At 67.7% G+C, this 25,414-nt stretch carries 25 protein-coding genes; 12 read left to right on the forward strand and 13 right to left on the reverse strand.

The window, feature by feature from the left end; genetic code table 11:
• Positions 1–9 precede the first annotated feature (9 nt).
• From AC0VYB_RS06340 to AC0VYB_RS06350, 3 genes are all read left to right on the forward strand, one after another.
• Positions 10–1,443: an NAD(P)H-quinone dehydrogenase gene (locus AC0VYB_RS06340; RefSeq protein ID WP_009374877.1), complete on the forward strand. Its 1,434-nt coding sequence runs from the start codon at positions 10–12 to the stop codon at positions 1,441–1,443.
• Positions 1,444–1,561: 118 nt separating this feature from the next.
• Positions 1,562–1,891, forward strand: coding sequence for a YciI family protein (locus AC0VYB_RS06345; RefSeq protein ID WP_009374878.1), 330 nt, complete (start codon positions 1,562–1,564; stop codon positions 1,889–1,891).
• Positions 1,891–3,168 (forward strand): RNA polymerase sigma factor, encoded by a 1,278-nt coding sequence (locus AC0VYB_RS06350; RefSeq protein ID WP_009374879.1) that lies wholly within the window; start codon positions 1,891–1,893, stop codon positions 3,166–3,168. Before AC0VYB_RS06345 ends, AC0VYB_RS06350 begins: the two co-directional genes overlap by 1 nt.
• 27 nt (positions 3,169–3,195) lie before the next feature.
• Here the strand turns inward: AC0VYB_RS06350 and AC0VYB_RS06355 are convergent, their stop codons facing one another.
• The 3 genes from AC0VYB_RS06355 to AC0VYB_RS06365 form a co-directional block, all read right to left on the reverse strand.
• A complete protein-coding gene (locus AC0VYB_RS06355; RefSeq protein ID WP_009374880.1) occupies positions 3,196–5,004 on the reverse strand; it encodes an acetyl/propionyl/methylcrotonyl-CoA carboxylase subunit alpha in 1,809 nt (602 codons plus the stop codon).
• A gap of 124 nt (positions 5,005–5,128) precedes the next feature.
• Complete coding sequence (locus AC0VYB_RS06360; protein ID WP_009374881.1) at positions 5,129–5,806, reverse strand: Maf family protein; 678 nt, start codon at positions 5,804–5,806, stop codon at positions 5,129–5,131.
• Complete coding sequence (locus tag AC0VYB_RS06365; protein WP_009374882.1) at positions 5,803–6,807, reverse strand: SGNH/GDSL hydrolase family protein; 1,005 nt, start codon at positions 6,805–6,807, stop codon at positions 5,803–5,805. Before AC0VYB_RS06365 ends, AC0VYB_RS06360 begins: the two co-directional genes overlap by 4 nt.
• Positions 6,808–6,874: 67 nt before the next feature.
• Between AC0VYB_RS06365 and AC0VYB_RS06370 the strand changes: the two genes are divergently transcribed.
• Positions 6,875–8,308 carry an AI-2E family transporter gene (locus tag AC0VYB_RS06370; RefSeq protein ID WP_063249414.1) on the forward strand — a complete coding sequence of 478 codons (1,434 nt, stop codon included), beginning with the start codon at positions 6,875–6,877 and terminating at the stop codon, positions 8,306–8,308.
• 222 nt (positions 8,309–8,530) lie between these two features.
• On the opposite strand, the gene greA is transcribed toward AC0VYB_RS06370, so the two are convergent.
• The gene (gene greA / locus AC0VYB_RS06375; RefSeq protein WP_009374884.1) at positions 8,531–9,025 is read right to left on the reverse strand and encodes a transcription elongation factor GreA; all 495 of its coding nucleotides are present in this window, start codon (positions 9,023–9,025) and stop codon (positions 8,531–8,533) included.
• Positions 9,026–9,351: 326 nt separating this feature from the next.
• A complete protein-coding gene (locus AC0VYB_RS06380) occupies positions 9,352–9,774 on the reverse strand; it encodes a DUF4307 domain-containing protein (RefSeq protein WP_009374885.1) in 423 nt (140 codons plus the stop codon).
• Positions 9,775–9,899: 125 nt separating this feature from the next.
• Between AC0VYB_RS06380 and mca the strand changes: the two genes are divergently transcribed.
• Together mca and AC0VYB_RS06390 are read left to right on the forward strand one after the other, a co-directional pair.
• Positions 9,900–10,883 (forward strand): mycothiol conjugate amidase Mca, encoded by a 984-nt coding sequence (gene mca, locus AC0VYB_RS06385; protein WP_009374886.1) that lies wholly within the window; start codon positions 9,900–9,902, stop codon positions 10,881–10,883.
• Positions 10,880–11,305, forward strand: a complete 426-nt coding sequence (locus AC0VYB_RS06390; protein WP_009374887.1) for a hypothetical protein — start codon at positions 10,880–10,882, stop codon at positions 11,303–11,305. The genes mca and AC0VYB_RS06390 overlap by 4 nt, the downstream gene beginning before the upstream one ends.
• A 107-nt stretch (positions 11,306–11,412) precedes the next feature.
• Here AC0VYB_RS06390 and trhA read toward each other — a convergent pair whose 3' ends face one another.
• On the reverse strand, positions 11,413–12,174 hold the full coding sequence (trhA, locus tag AC0VYB_RS06395; RefSeq protein ID WP_009374888.1) for a PAQR family membrane homeostasis protein TrhA: 762 nt from the start codon (positions 12,172–12,174) through the stop codon (positions 11,413–11,415).
• A gap of 163 nt (positions 12,175–12,337) precedes the next feature.
• Between trhA and AC0VYB_RS06400 the strand changes: the two genes are divergently transcribed.
• Positions 12,338–13,099: an isoprenyl transferase gene (locus AC0VYB_RS06400; RefSeq protein WP_009374889.1), complete on the forward strand. Its 762-nt coding sequence runs from the start codon at positions 12,338–12,340 to the stop codon at positions 13,097–13,099.
• Positions 13,100–13,172: 73 nt separating this feature from the next.
• On the opposite strand, the gene AC0VYB_RS06405 is transcribed toward AC0VYB_RS06400, so the two are convergent.
• A complete protein-coding gene (locus AC0VYB_RS06405; RefSeq protein WP_009374890.1) occupies positions 13,173–13,901 on the reverse strand; it encodes a class I SAM-dependent methyltransferase in 729 nt (242 codons plus the stop codon).
• Between the two features lie 201 nt (positions 13,902–14,102).
• On the opposite strand from AC0VYB_RS06405, the gene AC0VYB_RS06410 reads away from it, so the two are divergent.
• On the forward strand, positions 14,103–15,410 hold the full coding sequence (locus AC0VYB_RS06410; protein ID WP_009374891.1) for a PhoH family protein: 1,308 nt from the start codon (positions 14,103–14,105) through the stop codon (positions 15,408–15,410).
• A gap of 215 nt (positions 15,411–15,625) precedes the next feature.
• Here the strand turns inward: AC0VYB_RS06410 and AC0VYB_RS06415 are convergent, their stop codons facing one another.
• The 3 genes from AC0VYB_RS06415 to glpX all read right to left on the reverse strand — a co-directional run bounded on the left by AC0VYB_RS06415 (position 15,626) and on the right by glpX (position 18,897).
• Positions 15,626–17,029, reverse strand: a complete 1,404-nt coding sequence (locus AC0VYB_RS06415) for a class II fumarate hydratase (protein ID WP_063249408.1) — start codon at positions 17,027–17,029, stop codon at positions 15,626–15,628.
• 75 nt (positions 17,030–17,104) lie between these two features.
• Positions 17,105–17,731: a carbonic anhydrase gene (locus AC0VYB_RS06420; RefSeq protein WP_063249406.1), complete on the reverse strand. Its 627-nt coding sequence runs from the start codon at positions 17,729–17,731 to the stop codon at positions 17,105–17,107.
• A gap of 41 nt (positions 17,732–17,772) precedes the next feature.
• Entirely contained in the window at positions 17,773–18,897 is a 1,125-nt protein-coding gene (glpX, locus tag AC0VYB_RS06425; RefSeq protein ID WP_063249405.1) for a class II fructose-bisphosphatase, read from the reverse strand.
• Positions 18,898–19,098: 201 nt separating this feature from the next.
• On the opposite strand from glpX, the gene AC0VYB_RS06430 reads away from it, so the two are divergent.
• Positions 19,099–19,668, forward strand: coding sequence for a DUF4245 domain-containing protein (locus AC0VYB_RS06430; RefSeq protein WP_063249404.1), 570 nt, complete (start codon positions 19,099–19,101; stop codon positions 19,666–19,668).
• A 67-nt stretch (positions 19,669–19,735) separates the two neighbouring features.
• On the opposite strand, the gene AC0VYB_RS06435 is transcribed toward AC0VYB_RS06430, so the two are convergent.
• Positions 19,736–19,972, reverse strand: coding sequence for an exodeoxyribonuclease VII small subunit (locus AC0VYB_RS06435; RefSeq protein ID WP_063249403.1), 237 nt, complete (start codon positions 19,970–19,972; stop codon positions 19,736–19,738).
• A 2-nt stretch (positions 19,973–19,974) separates the two neighbouring features.
• Positions 19,975–21,276: an exodeoxyribonuclease VII large subunit gene (gene xseA / locus AC0VYB_RS06440; RefSeq protein ID WP_197931735.1), complete on the reverse strand. Its 1,302-nt coding sequence runs from the start codon at positions 21,274–21,276 to the stop codon at positions 19,975–19,977.
• A 154-nt stretch (positions 21,277–21,430) separates the two neighbouring features.
• On the opposite strand from xseA, the gene AC0VYB_RS06445 reads away from it, so the two are divergent.
• Positions 21,431–22,489 (forward strand): 4-hydroxy-3-methylbut-2-enyl diphosphate reductase, encoded by a 1,059-nt coding sequence (locus tag AC0VYB_RS06445; RefSeq protein ID WP_063249401.1) that lies wholly within the window; start codon positions 21,431–21,433, stop codon positions 22,487–22,489.
• A gap of 102 nt (positions 22,490–22,591) precedes the next feature.
• Here AC0VYB_RS06445 and AC0VYB_RS06450 read toward each other — a convergent pair whose 3' ends face one another.
• Positions 22,592–23,764: a DNA recombination protein RmuC gene (locus AC0VYB_RS06450; protein ID WP_063249399.1), complete on the reverse strand. Its 1,173-nt coding sequence runs from the start codon at positions 23,762–23,764 to the stop codon at positions 22,592–22,594.
• A gap of 73 nt (positions 23,765–23,837) precedes the next feature.
• Between AC0VYB_RS06450 and ychF the strand changes: the two genes are divergently transcribed.
• Together ychF and AC0VYB_RS06460 are read left to right on the forward strand one after the other, a co-directional pair.
• Positions 23,838–24,941 carry a redox-regulated ATPase YchF gene (gene ychF / locus AC0VYB_RS06455; RefSeq protein ID WP_197931736.1) on the forward strand — a complete coding sequence of 368 codons (1,104 nt, stop codon included), beginning with the start codon at positions 23,838–23,840 and terminating at the stop codon, positions 24,939–24,941.
• Positions 24,942–25,185: 244 nt separating this feature from the next.
• Complete coding sequence (locus AC0VYB_RS06460) at positions 25,186–25,404, forward strand: type I restriction-modification system subunit M N-terminal domain-containing protein (RefSeq protein WP_475385095.1); 219 nt, start codon at positions 25,186–25,188, stop codon at positions 25,402–25,404.
• Positions 25,405–25,414: the final 10 nt, after the last annotated feature.

Consider the following 25,414-nt stretch of genomic DNA (forward strand, 5'->3'; position numbering starts at 1 on the left):
GATTGAGCCGTGAACGAAGAATTTGAATCCGCAGCAGATCGCGTCGTCGTCATCGGCGGAGGCCCCGGCGGCTACGAAGCCGCTCTCGCCGCCGCCCAGCTCGGCGCCGACGTCATGCTCATCGAACGCAATCGCTGCGGCGGTGCCGCCGTCGTCACCGACGTCGTGCCCTCGAAGTCCCTCATCGCCACGGCGGAGATGATGGATGAGATCACGCGCTCGGCGAGCCTCGGCATCCGGATCACCGCCGCCGACGACGACCACGAGGAGACCCCCGACCACGACCGGGTGGTCGCGGACCTCAAAGCCGTCAATGAGCGCATCCTCTCCCTCGCCGACGCTCAGGCCGACGACATCCACGACGGGCTCATCCGCGCCGGCGTCAAGGTCATCAAGGGCAGCGCGAAGCTCGTCGACCGCGACCGGGTGGAAGTCGTCGAGAAGAACGGGACCGAGTACACGCTGCGCGCCTCGACGATCCTGCTCGCCGTCGGCGCCCACCCCCGCGAACTCGACACCGCGAAGCCCGACGGCGAGCGGATCCTCTCGTGGACGCAGCTCTACGAACTCGAAGAGCTGCCCGAACACCTCATCGTCGTCGGCTCCGGTGTCACGGGTGCCGAGTTCGCCTCGGCGTATCGCGCGCTCGGAGCGAACGTCACCCTCGTCTCCTCGCGCGAGAAGGTCCTGCCAGGGCAGGACGAGGACGCCGCAGACGTCCTCGAGTCCGTCTTCCGCGCCAAGGGCATGAACGTTCTCTCCCGCTCCCGTGCCGAATCGGTCAAGCGCACCGAGAACGGGGTCGAAGTCACTCTCGCCGACGGCCGCCGGGTCGAAGGTTCGCACTGCCTCATGGCCGTCGGCTCGATCCCCAATACCGCCGACCTCGGACTCGAAGCCGCCGGGGTCAAGGTCAGCGAGTCGGGACACATCGTCGTCGACGGCGTCTCCCGCACCTCGCGTCCGGGCATCTATGCCGCGGGCGACTGCACCGGCGTCCTCCCGCTCGCCTCGGTCGCGGCGATGCAGGGCCGGATCGCGATGTCGCACGCTCTCGGCGATGCCGTGCAGCCGCTCAAGCTGCGCAATGTCGCCTCGAACGTCTTCACCGCTCCAGAGATCGCGACCGTCGGCTTCACACAGCAGAACTACCGCGAGAACCCCACGGACATCGACACCGTCATGCTCCCGCTCGACACGAACCCGAGGGCGAAGATGCTCGGCATCGAGGACGGCTTCGTCAAGATCTTCGCCCGGCGCGGCTCCGGATCGATCCTCGGCGGCGTCGTCGTCGGCCCGCGCGCCAGTGAACTCATCCTCCCCATCACCATAGCCGTGGAGAACCGCCTCACTGTCGACCAGCTCTCGGCCTCCTTCGTCGTCTATCCCTCGCTCAGCGGCTCGCTGACCGAGGCATCGCGCCGACTCCACCGGCACCTCTAGGGAATTTCCCTCCCGCAGCTGTCGATTTCGCCCTCCCCGATACGTCAGAGTGGTGTCAGGCACCTCCGCCCGACATCGATAGGCTCCCGCCAGGAGCCTCGGACCAAGGGAGAGAGACATGAAGTACGCACTGCTGCTCATGGGCAACGTCACCGACGCCGACTGCGGCGAGGACGGCGGTCCCGACCCGGCCGAGTTCATGGCCTTCGACAAGGAGATCACCGACGCGGGCATCGTCGTCGGCGGCTTCGCCCTCGACGGACCCGAACACGGGGTGCGGGTCAGCGACTCCGTCGTCACCTCCGGGCCGTTCGCCGAATCCGGCGAATTCGTCGGCGGCAGCTACGTCATCGAGGTCCCGACGATCGACGACGCGATCGCCTGGGCGAAGCGGAGCCCCGGATCGCGCGCCGGGCACATCGAGATCGGGCCGGTCGCCGACTACTGATGGACACCGCCGGGACGGACGCCGCCCTGGTGCTCACCGCCATCGGGCGCGAGGACCACGGGCGGCTGCTCGCCGCTCTCGCGACGAAGTTCCACGACCTCGACCTCGCAGAGGAGGCTCTGGCCGATGCCATGGTCCGTGCCGTCGAGTCCTGGCCGGCCCGCGGCGTCCCACAGCGTCCACAGGCGTGGCTGATGACGACGGCGAAGAACCGCGCGATCGACCTCATCCGCACCGATGCGACCCGCGCACGCAGCCTTGCCCGCCTCCGGATCGAGGACGAGACCCAGCCGGGGGACCACGAGGACCACGCCGACCGCCTCGGCGAGGCCCTGAGCTCAGTCGACATCCCCGACGAACGGCTGGGGCTCTTCTTCACGTGCGCCCATCCCACTCTGCGCGAGGGCGAGAGGATCGTGCTCATCCTTCGCTTCCTCGCCGGCTGGACCACCGCCGAGGTGGCGGCGGCCTTCCTCGTCGACACGACGGCGATGCAGCAGCGGATCGTGCGCGCGAAGAAGCGGATCACAGCCACCGGCATCCCCTTCGGCCGACCCGGACCCACCGAGCTCGAGGAGCGCCTGCCGGGGGTGCTCCGCGCCGTCTACCTCGTCTTCACCCAGGGATTCACCGCCTCGACCGGTCCGTCCCATGCCCGCGTCGACGTCCAGGAGGAGGCGATCGGGCTCAGCCGCCTCCTCGTGCGGCTCCTGCCCGAATCGACGGAGGCGCTCGGTCTCCTCGCTCTGCTACTGCTCACCCGAGCGCGGGCGGCGGCGCGGATCGCCGCCGACGGTTCGCCGATCCCGCTGTCCGAGCAGGATCGGGCCGACTGGAACTCCACCCTCATCGCCGAGGGGCTCGGTCTCGCGCGGACCGCGGCCGGTCGCCCGGGCGCCGGGCCGTACACGGTGCAGGCGGCGATCGCCGCCCTCCACGCAGAGGCTGCCACCTACGAAGACACCGACTGGGCCCAGATCCTCGTCCTCTACCGGATGCTTGTCAGGCTCGACCCCTCCCCGGTCGTCGCCCTCAACCTCGCCGTGGTCCGCGGGCGGGTCGACGGTCCCGGCGCGGCGCTGACCGCCCTCGACGCCCTCGCCTCAGAACCCCGGCTGCGCCGTCACCGGCCGTTCCACATCGCACGGGCGATCACCCTGCGCGAGCTCGGTCGCGACGCCGACGCCGAAGAGGCATTCAACGAGGCCCTCGAGTGCCCGGGCAACGACGCCGAGTCCGAATACATCGGTGCCCGGATCACCGACCTGCGTCGGTGATCCGGGCAGCGGGGCAGAGACCGGGTCTCAGGCGGCGAAGCGGATGATCGGCTCACCCGACTTCACAGCGGTGCCCGCGTCGACGAGGACCTCGGAGACCGTGCCCGAGTGGCCGGCCTTGAGGGGCTGTTCCATCTTCATCGCCTCGATGACGGCGAGCGTGTCACCGGCTTCGACGACGTCGCCGGCGGACACGGCGACCGAGACGATCGTGCCCTGCATCGGGGCGTTGAGCGCATTCGACTCGTCGGCGAGCTGAGCGCCCTTGCGGCGGAGGTTGCGCTTGCGGCGCGGCACGCTCGGGCTCGGCACATGTCCGAGGTCGGAGATGACGTCCTTGGGAACCGAGACCGTCATCCGTCGACCGTCGACCTCGACGACGACACTGAAGCTGTCAGCAGAGGTGCTCATGTGATCTCCTGTGTTCGGTGTGGCGAGCGGGTTGACGAACGCGGTTTCAAGCCAGTTGGTCCACACGTCGAAGTCCCCGGCGAAGGCCGGTTCGGAGACGAGGACGCGGTGCAGCGGCAGCAGCGTCGAGACGCCGTCGATGCGGTATTCGGCAAGCGCCCGCCGGGACCGGGCCAGTGCCTGATCGCGATCGGCGCCGGTGATGATGAGCTTCGCGAGCATCGGGTCGAAGTCGGTGCCGACGACGCTGCCCTCGCCGATGCCCGAATCGAGCCGCACACCGGGTCCGGCCGGTGCCCGGTAGTTCTTCACGGTGCCGGTGGCGGGGAAGAAGGTCGTGGGATCCTCGGCGTTGATGCGGAACTGGATGGAGTGTCCGCGGACGGCGGGGAAGGCATCGGGCAGGCGTTCGCCCGAGGCGATGCGCAGCTGCCAGCCGACGAGATCGACTCCCGTGACCTCCTCGGTGACGGTGTGCTCGACCTGGATGCGGGCGTTGGCCTCCATGAAGATGATCGTGCCGTCGGTGCCGAGGAGGAACTCGCAGGTGGCGGCACCCACGTAGCCGACGTGGGCGAGGACGCGGATCGAGGCCTCGGTGACGATGCGCTCCTGCTCCTCGGTGAGGAACGGGGCCGGCGCCTCTTCGACGATCTTCTGGTTGCGGCGCTGGAGCGTGCAGTCACGGGTCGAGAGGACGCGGACATTGCCGAACGAGTCGGCCAGGCACTGGGTCTCGATGTGGCGCGGGTGGACGATCTGCTTCTCGATGAGGCATTCGCCGCGACCGAAGGCGGCGAGTGCCTCCCGGGTCGCGGCCGCGTAGGCGGTCTCGAGGTCGTCAGCGCTTGCGCAGGCGCGGAAGCCGCGGCCGCCGCCGCCGTGGACGGCCTTGATGACGACGGGGTAGCCGATGCGCTCGGCGACCTCGGCGGCTTCGGCGAGATCGGCGACGGCGCCGTCGGAGCCGGGTGCGACCGGGGCGGAGACCGCCTCGGCGACCTCACGGGCACCGGACTTGTCGCCGAGGAGTTCGATGGCAGCCGGGGGAGGCCCGACCCAGGTGAGCCCGGCGTCGATGACGGCCTGGGCGAAGAGGGCGTTCTCGGCGAGGTAGCCGTAGCCGGGGTGGATGGCGTCGGCCCCGGAGCGCTTGGCAAGGGCGAGGATCTTGTCGATGTCGAGGTAGGTCTCCCCAGCGCCGGTGCCCTCGAGCAGCCAGGCGTCATCGGCGAGCGAGACGAACTCGGCGTCCGCATCGGCTCGGGTGTAGACGGCGATCGCCTTGAGTCCCAGATCGTGGGCCGCCCGGATGATGCGCAGGGCGATCTCACCGCGATTGGCGATGAGGATGCGGCGCACTGGGGCCGTGGGGACGTGCGTGGACAGCGATGCGGTCGTCTCGTCGGGGAGGACTGTGGTCATGGCGCTCCTTTTGTATGATCACAGATCAATTTAGGGATTGCCGCCAACTCTTTGTAGGCCACCGATAAAAACCTGAGCGCAAAACTTCAAGGTGTTCGGGCGTGTCCGCTCGACCTGTCCGAGTCTAACCCCGGGAGGACCAGAGATCGGGCCAGAAGAGGCCCATGTCCTGCGCGAGTTCCCTCACAACGGGCAGGCTGAGCCCGAGCACGGTGAGATGGTCGCCGTCGAGCCGCTCGACGAACGCTCCGCCGTACCCGTCGATCGTCAGTGCCCCGGCGACGTGGAACGGCTCTTCGGTGGCGATGTAGGCCTCGAGCTCGGCAGGGGTGGGGGTGCCGATGAGCACGGCGGTCGACGAGCGGCGCGAGCGCAGGTCGCGGGCCGCGAAGCGCTCAGCGGTCGTTGCCCGCTCGAGCAGGGCGAGCGTGTGCCCGGAGTGCAGCGTCGTCCACGCCCCCGCCATGTCCGCCCAGATCTCGCGGGTGCGTTCGGCAGTGCCCGGCTTCCCGATCGCCTGGCCGTTGTGCTCGAGGAGCGAATCGCCGGCGATGACGACGGCCGTGGCCGCCTCGCGCAGGGACTCGGGGAGATCGTCGGGCTCCATGCCTTCGATGCGGTCGAGAACGGCCTGCGCCTTGGCCGCAGAGAGCGCGGTGGTGAGGTCGCCGACGGACCCGGTGAACGTCTCCTCGATCGCGTGCTCATCGACCTCGGAGACGATGACGGTGGGATCGATGCCCGAGGCCGTGAGGATCTCGCGCCTCGACGGTGACTGCGAGGCGAGGACGACGGGGATCACCGGTCGGACCCTCCTGCTTCGGCGGGGCTCGCTTGGGCGGGTGTCGCGGCGTCGGCCGGAGCGTTTGCGGCATCGGTCGGGGTGTCCGCAGCCTCGGCGTCCGCGGACGCCTCGCGCGTGTCGTCGGGGATGTCATGGGCGCGGTCGACGGCGATGCGGGCGTCGATGCGTTCGGCGATGGCCGCGAGCACGGTCGAGGCGAGCTGTGCGTAGCCGAGAGCGCTGGGGAAGCGCCCGGATTCGTTGAGCAGCGATTTCCGGGTCGTTCCGGTCAGTGATCCGGTCGCCTGCAGCGGCACCGCTCGCGCCGCGAGCGCGGCGAGCCACTGCGATCCTGCGAGGACACGTGAGGAGCGGCGGAGCACCGTTTTCAGCGGGTCGCGCAGACCCGGCAGCCCGCCGAGGTTGGGGCAGACGAGGACGAAGACCGTGTACCGACCTTCGCGCTGGAGGCGGTTGATCGCCTGGTTGAGGGCCGGGATGCCGATGGGTCCGTGGATGGGGTGGATGACGTCGCCGGTGCCGATCGAGATGATCGCGAACCGACGCTGAACGGACCGTGGCGAGTCGGACCCCTGGCGGGAGAGACGAGTCGAGCGCAGGGTCTCAACGACCTGTGCCGCGAGATCGTCGGAGAGCGCCGACGGCCGCGCCGTCGACTCGACGCGCACCGAGGTGCCGAGCAGTCGCGCGAGCCCGCGGGCGATGAGCATGGCCGGGGCGTCGTGGGGATCGTCGATGCCGATCCCGCACACCCACGAATCGCCGATGACGGCCAGGGTCGCCGGATCATCGTCACCGGTGGCCGGACCGGCGTCGGCTGCGGTGCCGGCGGGTGGGGGCACCACCTCGGCGATGGAGGGGAAGGGACGGTCGGTGTCGTCGTCGAACCCCCGTCGCAGGGACGAGGCCTGGTGCCGGAGCAGGCCTGCCGCCGACGCTCCGATTCCGACAGCTGTGCCTGTCATGGTGGCGACGGCGTAGAGCATGCGCTTTCCCACAAGAATCACCCTCCCTCTCCGGTCATCATTCCACCTGCGGTGCGTGGAGACCAACTATTGTTGGAGCATGTCAGAGAACGAGAACACGCCATCACAGTACCGGCTGCGCGGCGCCTGGACGTCGAAGCGACGGGGCGAGAGCGCAGGCCGACCCGACCGCGATGAAGGCCACGCGGGAGAGATCAGCCCCGAGGCGATCGCCCATTCCCGCGTCGAGGCCGGATCCGAGCCCTACGTCTCCCCGGGACTGCGCGTCGCCGCAGCCTGGTCGTGGCGTTCGATCGTCGTCCTCATCGGGATCGGCGTCGGATTCTGGCTGCTCTCGAAGGTCTGGCATGTCCTCCTGCCCGTCCTCATCGCCCTTCTCCTCGCCGCCCTCCTCGGCCCGCTGACCGGATGGTTCGTGAAGAAGGGGATGCCGCGGGTGCTCGCGACGATCATCGCCTTCTTCGGGTTCATCATCCTCGTCGCCGGGCTCTTCACCCTCGTCGGCCAGCAGATCTACTCGGGGATGCCCGACCTCGTCACGCAGGTCATGGCCGGCTTCTCGAGCATCAGCGACTGGCTCTCGCAGAACCCGTTCGGCATCGACTCGCGGACGATCTCGGGCTACATCAACGACGGCATCGAATCGGCGACGCAGTTCCTCCAGTCCAACAGCTCGGAGCTGCTCGGCGGTGCGCTGCAGGCGACCTCCTCGGTCGGATCCTTCCTCGCCGGCCTGCTCCTGTGCCTGTTCACGACGTTCTTCTTCCTCTACGACGGCAAGCGGATCTTCCGCTGGGTGATGAACCTCCTCCCGCTGCCCGCCCAGCCCGTGGCGATCGGTGCCGCTCAGCGCGGATGGACGACGCTCACGCAGTACGTGCGGGTGCAGATCCTCGTCGCCGGCGTCGACGCGATCGGCATCGGCATCGGTGCGGCGATCCTCGGGATCCCGCTCGTCCTCCCGCTCACCCTGCTCGTCTTCCTCTCCTCGTTCATCCCGATCGTCGGCGCCATCGCCTCGGGTGTCGTCGCCGTCGTCGTCGCGCTCGTCTCCAACGGGCCGGTCGCCGCGATCATCATGCTCGCCGTCGTCATCGGCGTCCAGCAGCTCGAAGGTCACGTCCTCCAGCCGTTCCTCATGGGCAAGGCCGTCTCCGTCCACCCGCTCGCCGTCGTCCTCGCCGTCGCTGCCGGCGGCTTCCTCTTCGGCATCGTCGGTGCGCTCTTCGCGGTTCCGGCGATCGCGGTGCTCAACACGGTCGTCACCTACATCGTCCACGCGAACGGCCCTCGCGGCGGATCCGCGCCGCCGGAGGCCACGGAGGCGGACACGGAGGCGGGAGCGGTCCTCGACGAAGCGGAGGACAGGCTCGCCGAGGCGATCCACGACTCCGCGCAGGAGCGCGGTTCCGCGTCGGGCCCCGGAGAGGGCGCCGCTGACAGTGACCCCTCGAGTGGCGCGGTCGATGGCGGCCGCGATTCGGGCGACCAGCCGCGCCCGCGGCGGTCCTGACCGACCTCGACGAGGCAACCGCTCGGTTCTGATCCGTGCGCGCTGGATCGGACCAGCGCGTACGGTCTCAGACCGAGCGGTTGTCGTTCAGTTCTGCGGACAGGAACAGAGACCGCGCACTGCGACCACTGCGCGCAGAGAGAAGACCGGAGGGCGGGTGCAGTGTGCACCCGCCCTCCGGTCTGTGTGCGTCGGGGTCGGCACCCGACTGCTGAGGTCGACTCAGCCCGAGAACGCCTCGATCTTCGTCACCTCGACGGCGATCTCCTTGCCGTTGGGAGCTTCGTAGCTCGTCTTGTCCCCGACGGAGGTGCCGAGCACGGCCGCGCCGAGCGGCGACTTCTCCGAGAACACGTCGATGTCGGAGTCGCCGGCAATCTCACGGCTGCCGAGCAGGAAGCGCATCTCGTTGCCCGCGACCTTCGCCGTGACGACGGATCCGGGGGAGACGGTCTTGCCGTCGCTCTCGCTCGATCCGACCTTCGCCGAGCGCAGGAGCTGTTCGAGCTGGCGGATGCGAACCTCCTGCTTGCCCTGCTCCTCGCGTGCCGCGTGGTAGCCGCCGTTCTCCTTCAAGTCACCCTCGTCGCGGGCGGCTTCGATTTTCTCAGCAATCTCTGCACGTCCCGGTCCGGAGAGGTGTTCAAGTTCCTTCGACAGGCGGTCGAAGGCTTCCTGGGTCAACCATGTCTCTTCCTGGGTGACATCCTCGGTCATGACTTCTCCTTCTTCGGTTCGGTGCACTGACGGCATGTCAGGCAACGAAAAACCGGGCGTGGGGTACGCCCGGGTGGTGAATGAAACTACATTCTAACCCATCTGGGCAGGATTTCGATGATCTGGGTCACGATTCGGACAGCGGTTCGCTGTTCTGCACACACCGGTCGCCGTCTGGGAGGACGCGCGCCGTCCGCGCCAGGGGCTCGAAAAGGCACCTTGCGCGGACGCGGCAGTCGGTCGGGTGCCGAGGAGGCAAGCGGATTTGCATTCTGCCGGGGTGTGCCTCGGGCGGGGTGTGCCTCACGCAGGTGAGGGCACCCGCCTCACTCGAACCAGCAGGCGTCGGCGTGCCCCGAGGCGGCGAGCTGTGTGGTCGCGACCTCGACGGTGAGTCCCTGGGCCGAAGTGGGGTCGGCCTGTGGGTCGGCGGGGAGGCTGACCTCCGTGAAGCCGACGATCGCCTCGTTGCTGTTGGTGGCCTGGACGATGCAGTGGACGCTGCGCTCACGGTCGGGGTAGATCCCCACGCTCACCGTCGTGCTCGCCGAGTCGTTGACCGTGTAGCCGAGCGTCTTGGGGTCGGTCGGAGTCGTCGACGGCTGGAACGCGAAGATGCCGATGACGACGACGGTGACGGCGATGGCGGCTGCGGCGAGGTAAGTCGCCCTGCGGCTGAGGCGGCGTCGCGGGGTGCGGGCGCGCCCGTATCGGTCGCCCTGCGGTTCTGCGGCTGTAACCTCAGTCATTGAATTCCTCATCTGTCGCCTTCGCGCACTAACCTAGAGTAGTCGATCCGTGTGCGGCGATCCTGCTCAGGCACGGACAGAGTGAGGAACGGCTCACAGCCGAACCGAGAGGGGACCATCGAGACATGTCTGCGCTTCCATACGATGGGCTGCGACTGCTGGCCGTCCACGCGCACCCTGACGACGAGTCGTCGAAGGGCGCGGCCACGAGTGCGAAGTACGCTGACCTCGGCGCGCGTGTCCTCATCGCCACGATGACCGGCGGCGAGGCCGGAGACATCCTCAACCCGGCTCTCCTCCAGTCTCCGAAGGCCTCCCGGGACATCGCCGGCCTCCGCCGTGAGGAGATGGCGGCGGCGGCCTCGGCGCTCGGGGCCGAGCACGTCTGGGTCGGTCACGTCGACTCGGGTCTGCCGGAGGGGGACTTCGACGAGGAGATCCCCGCCGGATGCTTCTACCGGGTGCCGACTGAGATCGCGATGCTCCCACTCGTCCACATCATCCGCCAGTTCCGTCCGCAGGTCGTGACCACCTACGACGAGCTCGGCGGTTACCCGCACCCCGATCACATCAAGAACCACGCCGTGACCATGGCAGCCGTCGCCGCAGCCGCCGATCCCGACGCGCATCCCGAACTCGGCGCCCCGTGGTCGGTGCAGAAGGTCTACTACAACCAGGATCTGTCGACGAAGAAGTGGATCACGATCCACGAGAAGATGCTCGAGGCCGGCCTCGAGTCTCCGTTCGCCGAGCACATCGACGACTTCCGCAAGCGCGCCGCCGAACGCCCCAACTGGCTCTCGACCCGCATCGACTGCCGCGGGTACTTCGACGCCCGCGATCGCGCGCTCCTCTCGCATGCGACGCAGATCGATCCCGAAGGCGGGTTCTTCTCCGCGTCCCGGCAGGCGGCGCGCACGTACTGGCCGACCGAGGAGTTCGAACTCGCGGTCGACGACACCGACCGTGAGCCGCTGAGACCGGGGGAGGACTTCCAAGAGTCCGATCTCTTCGCCGGCGTCCGCTTCGACGACGGTCGCCAGGTTCCCGCCGAGGGGATGCTGCCGTCCGCCTCGGACGCCGACGACCGTGAGGAGGAGAGCGCATGAGCCTCTCTGCCGTATCCGTGACGACCCTGCCGGCCCCCCTCTCGGTCCTCGCCGCGACGGAGACGCCGAGCGGGGGACCTGATCCCGACCTCGTCACCCCGGGAACGATCGGCTTCCTCACGACGTTCGCGATCGTCGTCGTGGCGATCTTCCTCATCCGCGACGCGCTCAAGCGGGTGCGGCGGGTGCGTGCGCGCTCGCGCGCCAGCGACGCCTACCCGATTCCGCTGCGCAAGTATGCCGTGCCCAACCAGTCGACGCTTTCCGGGGCTAACGCGCCGGAGGCCGTACGCGATGACGAGCCGGACACGGGGGCCGACCGTGGAGAGTCGCCCGCCGAGGCAGCCGACCGTGACAGCGCCGACGACGGTGAGAGGCCGGCGGGGGAGACCCCACGTCCTGAGGGCACCGACCGCAGCTGAGTCCGCCGAAGCCCCGAGCGAGTGAGCTCGGCGGCGCTCTCAGAGCCGCAGCCGGGACAGTCCGCTTCGTCTCGTCTCAGGTCGCGCCCTGTCCAGGGTGCGCCGTCTCAGTACGCGGCGACCGCCGCGACGAGCAGGGCCGCGAGATGGCAGCCGTAGCCGGCGATCGTGAGGATGTGGAAGATCTCGTGGAACCCGAGCCATTTCGGTGAGGGGTTCGGCCGTTTGATGCCGTAGATGACGGCTCCGGCGATGTAGCAGACTCCGCCGGCGACGACGAGGATGCCGACCGCGGGCAGAGTCGCCCAGATCTGCGGGATGTAGCCGACTCCGGCGATGCCGAAGCCGACGTAGATGGGAACGAAGAGCCACCTCGGCGCGGTGGTGAAGATCGTCCGGAACGCCACCCCGAGGGCTGCGGCACCCCAGAGGACGGACAGGAGCACGATCGCCTGCTGCGTGTCGAGCATGAGCACGGCCAGCGGAGTGTACGTGCCCGCGGTGATGAGGAAGATGTTCGCGTGGTCGAGACGGCGGAGGATGAGGCGAGCCTTGGTCCGCCAGCGGCCACGGTGGTAGACCGCCGAGGTGCCGAAGAGGAGCATGCCGGTGACCGCGAAGATCGAGGCTGCCAGCCGCGATTCGATCGTCGGGGAGATGATGACGAGGGCGAAGCCGCCGATCATCGCCAGCGGGAACGCACCGGCATGGAACCATCCCCGCAGCTTGGGTTTGACCTGGCCGGCGAGCTTGCCGAGCTCGCTGCGCAGCGCCGAGCGGCGGCGGGCGACGCGGAGGGGATAGCGGGGCTCCCGCGGCGGATTCGCAGGCTGATCGAGCGCGGGCGGGTCCGTGACGGGAGCATTCATGACCCCAATCTATCCGGGTCTCCTGGCAGCCGGGCCAACGGCTCATGTGGTGGTCATGTGCGTTCCGTGTCCGCGCCTTCGCGGCAGCCGCAGGTCAGCGCGCTCGGGGATAGTACTCTGTATGGTGTTCGACCGACCGGCGAGGAATGGGAATGAGGACGTCGTGGCACGACCGGTGAGCCTGCTCTACCGTCTCTACGAGCGGAGACTGCTGCGCGAGCTCGAGACCTCGGTGCCCGTCCCCAGGCATGTCGGTGTCATCACCGACGGCAACCGGCGGTGGGCGAAGGAGTTCGGAGCGACCACCGCCGACGGGCACCGTGCGGGAGCGGACAAGATCGTCGAGTTCCTCGGCTGGTGCCAGGAGGTCGACGTCGAGATCGTCACCCTCTATGTCCTCTCGAAGGAGAACCTCGCCCGCTCCGCCGACGAGGTCGCCGTGCTCATCGAGATCATCTCCGACATGGTCGAGCGGATCGCGAAGCTCGACGGCGTGTGGGTCCAGCTCGTCGGGGACCTCGAGATCCTCCCACCCGACCTGCGGCAGCGCCTGGAAGCGGCGAGCTGTTCGGGGGAGGGCGGAATGCGCGTCAACGTCGCCGTCGGCTACGGGGGGCGACAGGAGATCGTCAACGCGGTCAAATCGCTGCTGCGCACCCGGCAGGACGAGGGCACGGACCTCGAGACGATCATCGCCGAACTCTCACCAGAGCAGATCGGCGCCCACCTCTACACGAAGGGCCAGCCGGATCCCGACCTCATCATCCGCTCCTCAGGCGAGCAGCGACTCTCCGGGTTCCTCATGTGGCAGTCGGCGTACTCGGAGTTCTACTTCTGCGAAACGTACTGGCCCGACTTCCGACGCACGGACTTCCTCCGGGCAGTGCGCGACTACGGCCTGCGCCAGCGCCGTTTCGGACGGTAGCCGCGCATTCTCGCGAGGCGGTGGATCCGCGCTGCGTCTGTGAGTCCGATGCTCATGCGCGGCGGTGGGATCGTCACAGTCTCTCGGCGAGGAAGACCCATTCCCGTCCGATCCGGTCCGGTGCGTCCCTGATCTCGCGTACGGCGAAGCCCGCCTTCTCCAGCGCCGAGGCGATCTCCGCCTTCCCGTGGAACCGCAGTCGGGAGCGGGATCCGATGGTGTCGCTGGTGGCGGCGAAGCGGTAGAGGTGGGTGAAGGAGACGAAGGGCAGGTCGACCTGTCCGAGGACGAACGTCTCGGTGACCTCGCCGATGCCTTCGACCTCCAGGGTCTTCGGCTGCCGGTCCGCCCAGTCCGTCCACGGCTTCGTCTCGGGGATCCGGGACTCGAAGGCGAGGTGGCCGCCCCGTCGCAGCCCGCGGGCGCAGTCGGCGAAGACGCCGCGCAGCTCATCGAGGCCGAGGAAGACCTGGGCGACGTTGCCCGTCATCGTCACGAGGTCGGCGTCGATCGCGGGGATGTCGGCCGAGGTGCCCGACCGGAAGTCGACTGACAGGGACTCCTTCGCGGCGACCGCCTCGGCGAAGTCGATCGAGGCCTGGGCGGGATCGATCCCGATTACTCGGATCCCGGTCCGGGCCAGCCTGCGGGCGAAGACCCCGGTTCCGCACCCGAGGTCGATGACCGTGCCGGCACCGAGTTCCGCGGCGATCGCCTCATAAAGGTCGAGGTCGTCACGGGGGCCGTCGAAGGCATCGTAGACCGCGACGAGCTGGGGGTTGTCGAAGATCGCATCCGGCATACCGCGAAGCTAACACACGCGGTCACGTTCGGACCGCGGCCATTCATGCGAAGTTCACGACGCGACTTGCCCGAATGCGCGTGCCGCTGCGTGCCCACGGTGTGATCGGGGATAGGTTGGCAGTAGTTGGTCGACACCAACCCGGGGTCCGGGTGATGTCAGGACTCGGACCTCGGCGCTACGTACGCCACAGGGGTCCCCATGGCCGAAAAGGTCCACACATACGTCCTCGACACCTCGGTGCTTCTCTCGGATCCGGGAGCACTGCTGAGATTCGCCGAGCACAACATCGTCATCCCTCTCGTCGTGGTCTCCGAGCTGGAGGCCAAACGGCACCATCCTGAGCTCGGCTTCACCGCCCGCAAGGCACTGCACATCCTCGACGATTTCCGATCCGACTTCGACCGCCTCGACGAACCGATCCCCGTCGGCGAGGCAGGGGGCACGCTGCGGGTCGAACTCAACCACGTCGACGCGTCGACGATGCCCGTCGGGTTCGACCGGTCGGAGAACGACACCCGCATCCTCGCCGTCGCCCGCAACCTCGCGGCCGAGGGCCACGACGTCGTCGTCGTGACGAAGGACGTGCCGATGCGCGTCAAGGCCTCGGCGCTCGGCCTCCAGGCCGAGGAGTACCTCGCCGAGCTCGCGACTGATTCGGGGTTCACGGGGATGAGCGAACTCGCGCTCGGGGACGAGGAGATGTCGGAGTTCTACGATTCCGGGCGGATCACCACCGATGCCGTCGCCGACGAGGTCGTCAACACCGGGGTCGTCATCACCTCGCCGCGCGGGTCGGCCCTCGGGCGGGTGCGGGCGAACAACCAGGTCACACTCGTGCGGGGGGATCGTGACATCTTCGGAGTCCACGGTCGCTCGGCCGAACAGCGGGTGGCCATCGACATGCTCCTCGACGACGATCTCGGCATCGTCTCGCTGGGAGGTCGAGCCGGAACGGGGAAGTCCGCGCTCGCTCTCATGGCGGGACTGCAGAAGGTCCTCGAGGAGAACAAGCACTCGAAGATCATGGTCTTCCGCCCGCTCTACGCCGTGGGCGGCCAGAACCTCGGCTACCTGCCCGGCAGCGAGGGCGAGAAGATGAACCCGTGGGCGGAGGCGGTGTTCGACACGCTCAGCGCGCTCGTGAGCAAGAACGTCATCGACGAAGTGACCAACCGCGGCCTCCTCGAGGTGCTGCCGCTCACGCACATCCGCGGCCGCTCCCTCCACGATGCCTTCGTCATCGTCGACGAGGCGCAGTCGCTTGAGCGCAACGTCCTGCTCACGGTGCTCTCGCGCATCGGCATGAACTCGAAGGTCGTCCTCACCCACGACGTCGCCCAGCGCGACAATCTCCGAGTGGGACGCCACGACGGGATCGCCGCGGTGATCGAGAAGCTCAAGGGCCACGACCTCTTCTCGCATGTCACGCTCACCCGCTCGGAGCGTTCGGAGATCGCGGCGCTGGTCACCGACGTGCTCGAGGAGTTCGATCCGTTCCGGTCGTAAGGCCCGGCGGCCCCAGGATTGGGCGGTCCTGGGGCCGCCGGCCCAGCCCACTCCAGAAGCAGAAAGTGGTCACAGAACCGAGGAGTTCTCGCCGATTCGGGCGAAATCCCGCGGTTCTGTGACCACTTCTGTTTGCGCCGACGCCGCAGAGGCGGAGGAGCCCAGCCGAGGCGGAGGAGCCCCGCCGAGGCGGAGGGAGCACCCGGGCGCGGGTCCTACTTGTAGGAGCCGATCATCGTCGTGACGTCGAGGGCCTTGTCGAGGTCGGCCTCGGTGATCGATCCGTTCTCGACGAAGCCGAGGTCGATCGTCGCCTCCTTGACCGTCATCTTGTTGGCGACGGCGTGCTTGGCGATCTTCGCCGCCGCTTCGTAGCCGATGACCTTGTTCAGGGGCGTGACGATCGAGGGGCTCGCCTCGGCGAGGAAGCGGGCGCGCTCGACGTTCGCGGTGAGCCCGTCGATCATCTTCTCTGCCATCACCGTCGAGGCGTTGGCGAGCAGGCGGATCGACTCGAGGAGGTTCGAGGCCATGACGGGGATGCCGACGTTGAGTTCGAACGCGCCGTTCGTCGACGACAGCGCCACCGTGGTGTCGTTGCCGATGACCTGGGCTGCGACCTGGATCGTCGCCTCGCAGATGACCGGGTTGACCTTGCCGGGCATGATCGAGGAGCCGGGCTGGAGGTCGGGGATGGCGATCTCGCCGAGGCCGGTGTTCGGACCCGACCCCATCCACCGCAGGTCGTTGCAGATCTTCATGTAGCCGTAGGCGATCGTCCGCAGCTGGCCCGAGGCCTCGATGAGGCCGTCGCGGTTGGCCTGCGCCTCGAAGTGGTTGCGGGCCTCGGTGATCGGCAGGCCGGTCTCCTCGGCGAGGAGTTCGACGACGCGGGCGGAGAAGCCGTCAGGGGTGTTGATGCCCGTGCCGACGGCGGTGCCGCCCTGCGGGACCTCGGCGACGCGGGGGAGTGCCGACTCGATGCGCTCGATGCCGTAGCGGACCTGCGCGGCGTATCCGCCGAACTCCTGGCCGAGGGTGACCGGAGTGGCGTCCATGAGGTGCGTGCGACCGGACTTGACGACCGAGGCGAACTCCTCGGCCTTCTTCTCCAGCGAGGTCGCTAGGGTGTCCATGGCTGGGATGAGCGTGTCCACGAGTGCCTTCGTCACCGCGACATGGACCGAGGTGGGGAAGACGTCGTTCGACGACTGCGAGGCGTTGACGTGGTCGTTGGGGTGGACGCTGATGCCCTTGTCGGCGAGGGCCTTCGTCGCGAGCGAGGCGAGGACCTCGTTGGTGTTCATGTTCGACGAGGTGCCCGACCCGGTCTGGAAGACGTCGATCGGGAAGTCGGCATCGTACTTGCCGGCGATGACCTCGTCGGCGGCGTTCTGGATCGCTTCGGCACGGTCGGCGTCGAGGACTCCGAGTTCGAGGTTGGCCTTCGCCGCGGCCTTCTTCACCTGCGCGAGGGCGTGGATGTGGGCCGGTTCGAGGGTCTTGCCGGAGATCGGGAAGTTCTCGACGGCACGCTGCGTCTGCGCGCTGTAGAGGGCGTCCTTGGGGACCTTCACCTCTCCCATCGTGTCGTGTTCGATGCGAAACTCTTCGCTCATGCGTTGAACAGTCCTTTCGGTGATGAGTGTGCCCGCGTCTTCCGGCGAGTCCTCCCGCCGGATGCGCGGAACGGGTCAGGAGGCGAAGGTCGAGACCGCGGCCTCGTCGCCTCCGTACTGGGCGACGACGGTCGTGTGACCGTCGTGGAGCTGGTAGGTCATGCCGACGATGATGAGTCGGCCCTCCTCGACGGCGCGGGAGATCAGCGTCGAGAGCTGCATGATCTTCTCCACCGTGTCGATGGTGTTCTGGACGACGGTCTCGTTGACGGTGGTGCGGTTGTTCTTCCTGGCACGGGCGACCGTGGGCAGGATGCGGGCGACGACGTCGGAGATGAACCCGGGCGGGGTGTCGCCGGTGTCATAGGCGTTGTAGGCCGCCGTGACCGCACCGCAGCTGTCGTGGCCGAGGACGACGAGCAGAGGGGTGCCGAGGACCTCGACACCGTACTCGAGCGAACCCAGGGTGACGGGGTCGACGACCTGTCCGGCGTTGCGGACGACGAACATGTCGCCGAGGCCGACGTCGAAGATCATCTCGGCGGCGACGCGGGAGTCGGCGCAGCCGAAGAGGGAGACGAACGGAGTCTGGTCGGCACTGACCGCCTCACGGCGGGCAGTGTCCTGGTTGGGGTGTTGGGGCTCATCGCTGACGAAGCGGCGATTGCCCTCCTGCAAGCGCTTCCAAGCCTGGTTGGGCATTGCGTCCTGACCTGCTTCCGGTGGTGGATGGGGCGTCGTGCTCAGACGAGTCCGCGGCGGGCCGCCTCTTCGGCGGCCTCGACGTAGGAGTGGGTCTTCGCGGCCTGGTGCTCGGCGAAGACCGAACGGACCGTGCCGGACTTCGAGCGCATGACCAGCGAATGCGTGGTCACGTGCCCGCCCTGGAACTTCACGCCGTTGAGCAGGTCGCCCTGCGTGATGCCGGTGGCGACGAAGTAGCAGTTGTCGCCGGTGACGAGGTCGTCGGTGCCGAGCACCTGGTCGACGTCGAGTCCGGCCTTGGCCGCGGCGTCGCGTTCGCTGTCGTCCTGGGGCCACAGCCGGCCCTGGATGACTCCGCCGAGCGCCTTGATCGCACAGGCGGTGATGATGCCCTCGGGGGTACCGCCGATGCCCATGAGCATGTCGACCCCGGTGTCGGGGCGGCAGGCGGCGATCGCGCCGGCGACGTCGCCGTCGGTGATGAGGCGGATGCGGGCTCCGGCGGCGCGGATCGCGGCGATCGTCTCCTCGTGGCGGGGGCGGTCGAGGATCATCACGGTCACCGAGGCGGGATCCTTCGTTCCCTTGGCCTTGGCGACGCGGCGGATGTTCTCGGCGATCGGCAGGCGCAGGTCGACGGCGTCGGCGGCATCGGGGCCGGTGACGAGCTTCTCCATGTAGAACACGGCGGACGGATCGTACATTGCGCCGTCTTCGGTGACGGCCATGACGGAGATTGCGTTGGGCATGCCGAGGGCGGTGAGGCGGGTGCCGTCGATGGGGTCGACGGCGACGTCGCAGCGGGCGCCGCCGCCGTCGCCGACCTGTTCGCCGTTGAAGAGCATCGGCGCTTCGTCCTTCTCGCCCTCCCCGATGACGACGGTGCCGGCCATGCGGACAGAGGAGATGACATTGCGCATCGCGGCCACGGCTGCGCCGTCGGCGGCGTTCTTGTCACCGCGACCGACCCAGGGGGCGGCGGCGATGGCTGCGGCTTCGGTGACGCGCACGAGTTCGAGGGCGAGGTTGCGGTCCGGTGCGCCGGCTCCCACCTGGGCCTGCTGGGACCATTCGTCGGTCACTGCGACCGGTGGCGCATCGGCGTCCACTCGGCCCCGGTCATGATGCGATTTCACGTCAACTGCGTCCTGGGAGTCACTCATGCCTCCAATTGTGCCACCCTCGCTGACGCCGGAGGGACAGCGGAGCGGGTGAGCGGAACTGCAGGAGCAGGCGCTCCTGCTGTGATCGTGGGCACGGGAGAGGTGAGCGGATTGGCTCACGGGCGCTCGCGCGGGGACAATGGGGGAGTGAATGTCCGCAGCATCGACGAAGCGGCGCCAGCCGCTGTCAAGGGAGTTTCCATGTCCGACCAGTCCGGAGTCGTCCTTCCCGGGTCCCGGGAGGAGATGCGCCTGCTGCGGAAGAAGTCGAACTGGGTGAACATGACCGTGGCGATCGCGGCGTGCATGGCCCTCGTCGTCGTCGTCCTCCTCATGGCGCCGCAGCCGGAGGTCGATTCCGAGCGGGTCGTCGACTACAAGGCGATCGCCGAGCAGTCACAGGAGAACAGCGACTTCGATCTCATCGTCCCCGACGTCCCCACGGGGTGGACGTCGAACGAGGCGAACCTCGATGCGATCAAGGGCTCGGACTCGTCGTCCTGGTACCTCTCGTTCCTTGGCCCCGACGACCAGTGGGTGAGCCTCGAGCAGGCTCGTGCCTCGGAGAAGTGGGCTGAAGGCAAGGTCGAGGGCGCCACGGCCGCAGAGACCGTCGAGGTCAGCGGCAGCACCTTCCAGGTCTATCGCACGGAGGATGCCAAGGAGTACTGGGTGACGTCGCAGGGCGACATGTTCGTCGTCCTCAAGGCCATCGCCGCACCGGACACGATCAACTCCTTCGCCGATCAGGTCGCCGCTCAGCTCGGGTGAGCTCTCGCGGCTCAGTCCGCGGGGGCTGTCGCTGCTCTGTCCGCGCGGGCTGAGAGCTCAGCGGGCTTCAGTCCTCGTCGCCTGCGTCCTCGCGCGCCTTCTCGAGTCGTTCGCGAGCCCCGTCGAGCCAGGCCTGGCACCGATCGGCGAGTGATTCGCCGCGCTCCCACAGTCGCAGGGACTCCTCGAGAGGGAGGTTGCCCGCTTCCAGCCTGCGCACGGTGGCCACGAGCTCTTCACGGGCTTGTTCGTAGCTGAGCGTGCTGATGTCGGCTTCGTCCTGTCCGGTCACCGGTTCGGTCATGGTCAGTTCCTCGTTTCTTCGGTCTGGTCGTCGATCTTCGTCACGTCGGCATCGAAGCGTCCGCGGGCGACACGGACGTGGATGGGGGAGCCGACCTCGACCTCGGCGGCGTCGCGCACGGCGGTGCCGTTCGCCGTCTGGACGACGGCATACCCGCGTTCGAGAGTGCGCAGCGGCGAGAGCGACCGCGCCTGCGAGCGAAGGTGGGTGATCTCGTTCTGCGCATTGCCCACGAGGCCGATCGTCGCCTGGAGGCTGCGGCGGCGGATGACGCGGAGTTCGTCCTCGCGGGCGTCGACCATCGTCTGCGGTTCGGCGAGCACCGGCCGTGAGCGCACCGCGGTGAGCATCTCCTGCTCGCGGTCGACGATGCGGTTGACGGCGGCGTCGAGGAGGGCTCGGGCGTTGAGGATGCCGAGTGCCTCCTCGGCGACATCGGGGACGATGCGCTTCGCGGCATCGGTCGGTGTCGAGGCCCTCAGGTCGGCGACTTCGTCGAGGATCGGTCGGTCGGCCTCGTGCCCGATCGCGGAGACGACCGGGGTCGTGGCGTTCGAGACGGCGCGGACGAGTGCTTCGTTCGAGAACGGCAGGAGATCCTCCATGCTGCCGCCGCCGCGGGCGATGACGATGACGTCGACCTCCGGGTCGGCGTCGAGTTCGGCGAGGTTCTTCATCACCCCGGGCACCGCATCGGGGCCCTGGACGGCGGTGTTGCGGATCTCGAACTCAGCGGCGGGCCAGCGGATGTGGACGTTGCGGACGACGTCCTTCTGCGCATCGGAGTCCCGGCCGGTGATGAGCCCGATCCGGTTGGGCAGGAACGGCAGGCGCTTCTTCCTGGCCGGGTCGAAGAGGCCCTCGGCGGCGAGCTGCTTCTTCAGCCTCTCGAGCCGGGCGAGGAGTTCACCGAGGCCGACGGCGCGGATGTCGTTGGCCCGCATCGTCAGACGCCCGGTCTTCGTCCAGAAGTCCGCCTTGAGATTCGCGACGACGTGGCTGCCCTCGGACAGTTCGGCACCCGTGCGGTCGAGGACGTTCTTCCAGATCTGGACGGGCAGGGACATCTCGACGTCGGTGTCGCGCAGGGTGAGGTAGCTCGCCTTGCCGCGATGGTTGAGTTCGACGACCTGGCCCTCGACCCACACGCTCGACATCCGGTCGATGTAGGTCTTCATCTTGTTCGAGAGCAGGCTGAGCGGCCACGGATTCTCCGCCGTGGTCTCGGCGGCGGTGGCCGGCAGCTCCTGCGGGTCGACCGACTCGCCGAGCGTCCCGGGTGTTCCCGATATGCGTTGCGCCATCACTTCTCCTTGTCCCGGCCCAGCCTAGCGAACGGTGCGGACATGAGGGGACTGCCCGCCTGTGCGTGTGGCCTGCGTGTGGAATGGTTCACCTTTGTGGCCGACGTTCAGACAGGAGACCTAGACTGGGACCGTGACTGCCGTATCTGTTCCCATGCCCACGATCCCGCGCAAGCGCATCGCCCCGGAGGACATCCGGACGCCTGCCGGCAGCGACCAGAAGGTGCTGCTCGCCGCTCCGCGCGGGTACTGCGCCGGAGTCGACCGCGCTGTCATCGCGGTTGAGCGAGCCCTCGAGCACTACGGCGCACCCGTCTACGTGCGCAAGGAGATCGTCCACAACCGCCATGTCGTCGAGACGCTGTCCGAGCGCGGTGCCGTGTTCGTCAACGAGACCGACGAGGTGCCCAAGGGTGCCCGTGTCGTGTTCTCCGCCCATGGCGTCTCCCCAGCTGTCCACGCCGAGGCGGCCGCCCGTGATCTTGCGACGATCGACGCGACCTGTCCGCTGGTGACGAAGGTCCACCGGGAGGCCGTGCGCTTCGCCCGTGACGGGTACCAGATCCTCCTCGTCGGCCATGCCGGCCACGAAGAGGTCGAGGGCACGATGGGCGAGGCTCCCGAGCACATCACGCTCATCCAGAACCCTGAGGAAGCGAAGACCGTCGAGGTCGAGAACACGGACAAGCTCGTATGGATCTCGCAGACGACGCTGAGCGTCGACGAGACGATGGCGACCGTCGACATCCTCCGGCAGCGCTTCCCCCAGCTCCAGGATCCGCCGAGCGATGACATCTGCTACGCGACCCAGAACCGTCAGGTCGCGGTGAAGAAGATCGCTCCGCAGGCCGACCTCGTCCTCGTCGTCGGTTCCGCGAACTCCTCGAACTCCGTGCGTCTCGTCGAGGTCGCCCTCGAACACGGGGCGAAGGCCGCTCACCGCATCGACTTCGCCCGCGAGGTCGACGAGACCTGGTTCCACGACGTCGCCACCGTCGGCGTCACCTCGGGTGCGAGCGTGCCCGACGGGCTCGTGCAGGATCTGCTCGGGCTTCTCGCCGACTACGGCTTCGCCTCGGTCGAGGAAGTCGTCACCGCGGAGGAAGACCTCATGTTCTCCCTGCCGCGTGAGCTGCGCAAGGACCTCAAAGCGGCCGGTCAGAAGACGTCGAACAAGCGCGACGGCGCCGATCGTCAGCACGACATCATCTGAGACCCCGACCGGGGCAGTGCACCCGGTCGCTTGTCTGGAACTCCTCCGGGCTCGTTCGGACTCCAGGGTCCGGGCTGATCTGTGACGACCCGGACATCGTCGTCATTCCGTGCCGGTATGCCGCCTCCTCAGAGCAGTCGGATCCTGGTCGCCGAAGCGCGGCCGTGAGAGCTCTTCGGCACTGATCCCGCGGCTGCGGGAATCCAGTTCGGCAACGGCGCTCAGCTCGTCGCTGACGATTCCGGTCGCTGGGAATTTGCGCGCGGTGACGAGGAATCGCGATTCGAACGACGAGACGAACCGGTTGTAGTCCTCGACCGAGCGATCGAGACTCGATCCCATCTTCGACAGGTGCGAGACAAGGGTGCCGACCCGTTCGTAGAGTTCGGTGCCGAGTTTGAGCACCTCCGCGGCCGAGGTGCTCATGTCCGCCTGTCGCCAGTTGAGGGCGACGGTCTTGAGGAGGACGAGGAGGGTAGCCGGGGAGGCGAGGACGACGTTCTTGCCGAGCGCATGGTCGATCATCTTCGGGTACGTCGCCGCCGCGGCGGAGAGCAGCCCGTCGGTGGGGACGAAACAGACGACGAAGTCCGGCGCGGAATCGAAGGCCCTCCAATACTCCTTGGACGCGAGCGAGTCAATATGGCGGAGCAGGGCGCGGGCATGGCTGCCGTCGGCGTCGGCCTCGGCGTCCTCTCCGATGCGCGCCGAGAGCGGCGTCTTCGCGTCGATGACGATCGTGCCCCCGCCGGGCAGATGGACGATCATGTCCGGTCGGTGGCGCTGACCGTCGCGCTGGGTGCTCACCTGGGTGTCGAAGTCGACGTGGGGGAGGAGGCCTGAGTATTCGACGATGCGACGCAGCTGCACCTCGCCCCAGTCGCCTCGCTGCGTCGTCGAGTTGAGCGCGGTGGCCAGCGAGCCGGTCGACTCCTGCAGGCGGAGGTTCTGCTGGCTGAGGTGGGAGATCTGCGCGTTGAGGCGGGTGATCTGCTCGAGCTGCGCCCGATCCTGAGTCTGCACACTCTCATGGAGGTGCCTCACGCTGGCTGCGAGCGGGCCGATGGCCGCGGTGAGCTCACCGGCCATCTGGGCATCGGCTTCGAGGTCCTCGGTCCGATTCGTCAGGATCTGCGAGGTCGTCTCGGCCCGAGTGAGCCGCTCGACGTAGCGCGCGCGGGTGAGGGCACGGCCGAGGAGGAAGCCGAGCGCGGCTGCGAGGACGATTGCCAGGAAGAAGGCGGCGGTGACGCCGGCGGCAGGGATTGCGTTCATGGGTTCAGCGTGACAGACGGCACTGACGCAGGAATTCGGGGACCGCCTCGGCGCCGGGATAGACTTGACTACCGTGGCACTGACAATCGGAATCGTGGGACTGCCCAATGTCGGCAAGTCGACCATGTTTAATGCACTGACCAAGAACCAGGTCCTCGCGGCGAACTACCCGTTCGCGACGATCGAGCCGAATGTGGGCGTCGTCCCTCTGCCGGATGTGCGGCTGACCCGTCTGGCGGAGATCTTCGGCTCGGAGCGGATCCTCAACGCCACCGTCGACTTCGTCGACATCGCCGGCATCGTCCGCGGTGCCTCGGAGGGGGAGGGTCTGGGCAACCAGTTCCTCGCAAACATCCGTGAGGCGGATGCGATCTGCCAGGTCATCCGTGGTTTCGTCGATGACGACGTCGTCCACGTCGACGGCAAGATCAGCCCTGCCGATGACATCGACACGATCAACACCGAGCTCATCCTCGCCGATCTGCAGACTCTGGAGAAGGCGCGTCCGCGCATCGAGAAGGACGTCAAGGGCAAGCGCGCCCCTGCCGAGCTGCTCACCGCGATGGATGCCGCGACCGAGATCCTCGAGGGCGGGCGGACGCTCTACCAGGCGATGCAGGCGGACAAATTCGACGTCACACCGCTGCGGGAGCTGCAGCTGATGACGACGAAGCCGTTCCTCTATGTCTTCAACGTCGATGACGAGGTGCTCGGCGATGAGGCGAAGAAGGAGGAGATGCGCGCGCTCGTCGCTCCGGTCGAGGCGATCTTCCTCGATGCGAAGTTCGAATCCGAGCTCGCTGAGCTCGATGAGGACGAGGCACGCGAGATGCTCGAGTCCACGGGCCAGGAGGAGAGCGGGCTTGATCAGCTCGCCCGGGTCGGCTTCGATACGCTCGGCCTGCAGACCTACCTGACCGCGGGGCCGAAGGAATCGCGGGCGTGGACGATCCCCAAGGGTGCCACCGCCCCCGAGGCGGCCGGAGTCATCCACACCGACTTCCAGAAGGGCTTCATCAAGGCCGAGGTCGTGTCCTTCGATGATCTCGACGCCAACGGATCGATGGCTGCCGCGAAGTCGGCCGGCAAGGTCCGGATGGAGGGCAAGGATTACGTCATGGTCGACGGGGATGTCGTGGAGTTCAGGACAGGACTTCCGTCTCCGAGCAAGAAGTAGACCGTCATGGTGAATGAGCGAGTTGCCAGAGGCTCGGTTAGGCACGGTGCTACTCGTTCGACGACTACGACGTCGTTGATGAGCCCGTTGCCGCGGCGATATCGAAGGCATCGAGGGCGAACAGGAGGCCAACTGCAGGTTGGTTGAGCTCGCCAGCCTTGTGCGCTGAACGCGATCCGCTTGATTGCCAGGTCGTGACATCGTCGACGTCATACACGCTAGTGGACTGAAAGAAGAAAAACGGATGAGTCAACTTGGGGCATTTATCTGGGGCACCGCCGATGTGTTGCGAGGTCCGTACAAGGCCAGCCAGTACGGCAACGTCGTCCTGCCCATGACGATCCTGCGCCGTCTCGACTGCGTTCTCGCAGAACACCAAGCAATCATCGGACCGTTGGTGGAGCGCTTCGGGAACAATCCTGAAGGGACTGCTGAGGGTTTAGTTGACTTCACGACTGGATAAGTTCCAGGAA

This window comes from Brevibacterium sp. Z349TD_9, from assembly GCF_056173565.1.

Excerpts from the sequence above, each read along its gene's own strand:
- AC0VYB_RS06345 (WP_009374878.1), top strand. The coding sequence starts at position 1,562 with ATGAAGTACGCACTGCTGCTCATGGGCAACGTCACCGACGCCGACTGC.
- AC0VYB_RS06350 (WP_009374879.1), top strand. The coding sequence starts at position 1,891 with ATGGACACCGCCGGGACGGACGCCGCCCTGGTGCTCACCGCCATCGGG.
- AC0VYB_RS06355 (WP_009374880.1), bottom strand. The coding sequence starts at position 5,004 with ATGACCACAGTCCTCCCCGACGAGACGACCGCATCGCTGTCCACGCAC.
- AC0VYB_RS06370 (WP_063249414.1), top strand. The coding sequence starts at position 6,875 with ATGTCAGAGAACGAGAACACGCCATCACAGTACCGGCTGCGCGGCGCC.
- greA (WP_009374884.1), bottom strand. The coding sequence starts at position 9,025 with ATGACCGAGGATGTCACCCAGGAAGAGACATGGTTGACCCAGGAAGCC.
- AC0VYB_RS06380 (WP_009374885.1), bottom strand. The coding sequence starts at position 9,774 with ATGACTGAGGTTACAGCCGCAGAACCGCAGGGCGACCGATACGGGCGC.
- mca (WP_009374886.1), top strand. The coding sequence starts at position 9,900 with ATGTCTGCGCTTCCATACGATGGGCTGCGACTGCTGGCCGTCCACGCG.
- AC0VYB_RS06390 (WP_009374887.1), top strand. The coding sequence starts at position 10,880 with ATGAGCCTCTCTGCCGTATCCGTGACGACCCTGCCGGCCCCCCTCTCG.
- trhA (WP_009374888.1), bottom strand. The coding sequence starts at position 12,174 with ATGAATGCTCCCGTCACGGACCCGCCCGCGCTCGATCAGCCTGCGAAT.
- AC0VYB_RS06405 (WP_009374890.1), bottom strand. The coding sequence starts at position 13,901 with ATGCCGGATGCGATCTTCGACAACCCCCAGCTCGTCGCGGTCTACGAT.
- AC0VYB_RS06410 (WP_009374891.1), top strand. The coding sequence starts at position 14,103 with ATGGCCGAAAAGGTCCACACATACGTCCTCGACACCTCGGTGCTTCTC.
- AC0VYB_RS06415 (WP_063249408.1), bottom strand. The coding sequence starts at position 17,029 with ATGAGCGAAGAGTTTCGCATCGAACACGACACGATGGGAGAGGTGAAG.
- AC0VYB_RS06420 (WP_063249406.1), bottom strand. The coding sequence starts at position 17,731 with ATGCCCAACCAGGCTTGGAAGCGCTTGCAGGAGGGCAATCGCCGCTTC.
- glpX (WP_063249405.1), bottom strand. The coding sequence starts at position 18,897 with ATGAGTGACTCCCAGGACGCAGTTGACGTGAAATCGCATCATGACCGG.
- AC0VYB_RS06430 (WP_063249404.1), top strand. The coding sequence starts at position 19,099 with ATGTCCGACCAGTCCGGAGTCGTCCTTCCCGGGTCCCGGGAGGAGATG.
- AC0VYB_RS06435 (WP_063249403.1), bottom strand. The coding sequence starts at position 19,972 with ATGACCGAACCGGTGACCGGACAGGACGAAGCCGACATCAGCACGCTC.
- xseA (WP_197931735.1), bottom strand. The coding sequence starts at position 21,276 with ATGGCGCAACGCATATCGGGAACACCCGGGACGCTCGGCGAGTCGGTC.
- AC0VYB_RS06445 (WP_063249401.1), top strand. The coding sequence starts at position 21,431 with ATGCCCACGATCCCGCGCAAGCGCATCGCCCCGGAGGACATCCGGACG.
- AC0VYB_RS06450 (WP_063249399.1), bottom strand. The coding sequence starts at position 23,764 with ATGAACGCAATCCCTGCCGCCGGCGTCACCGCCGCCTTCTTCCTGGCA.
- AC0VYB_RS06460 (WP_475385095.1), top strand. The coding sequence starts at position 25,186 with ATGAGTCAACTTGGGGCATTTATCTGGGGCACCGCCGATGTGTTGCGA.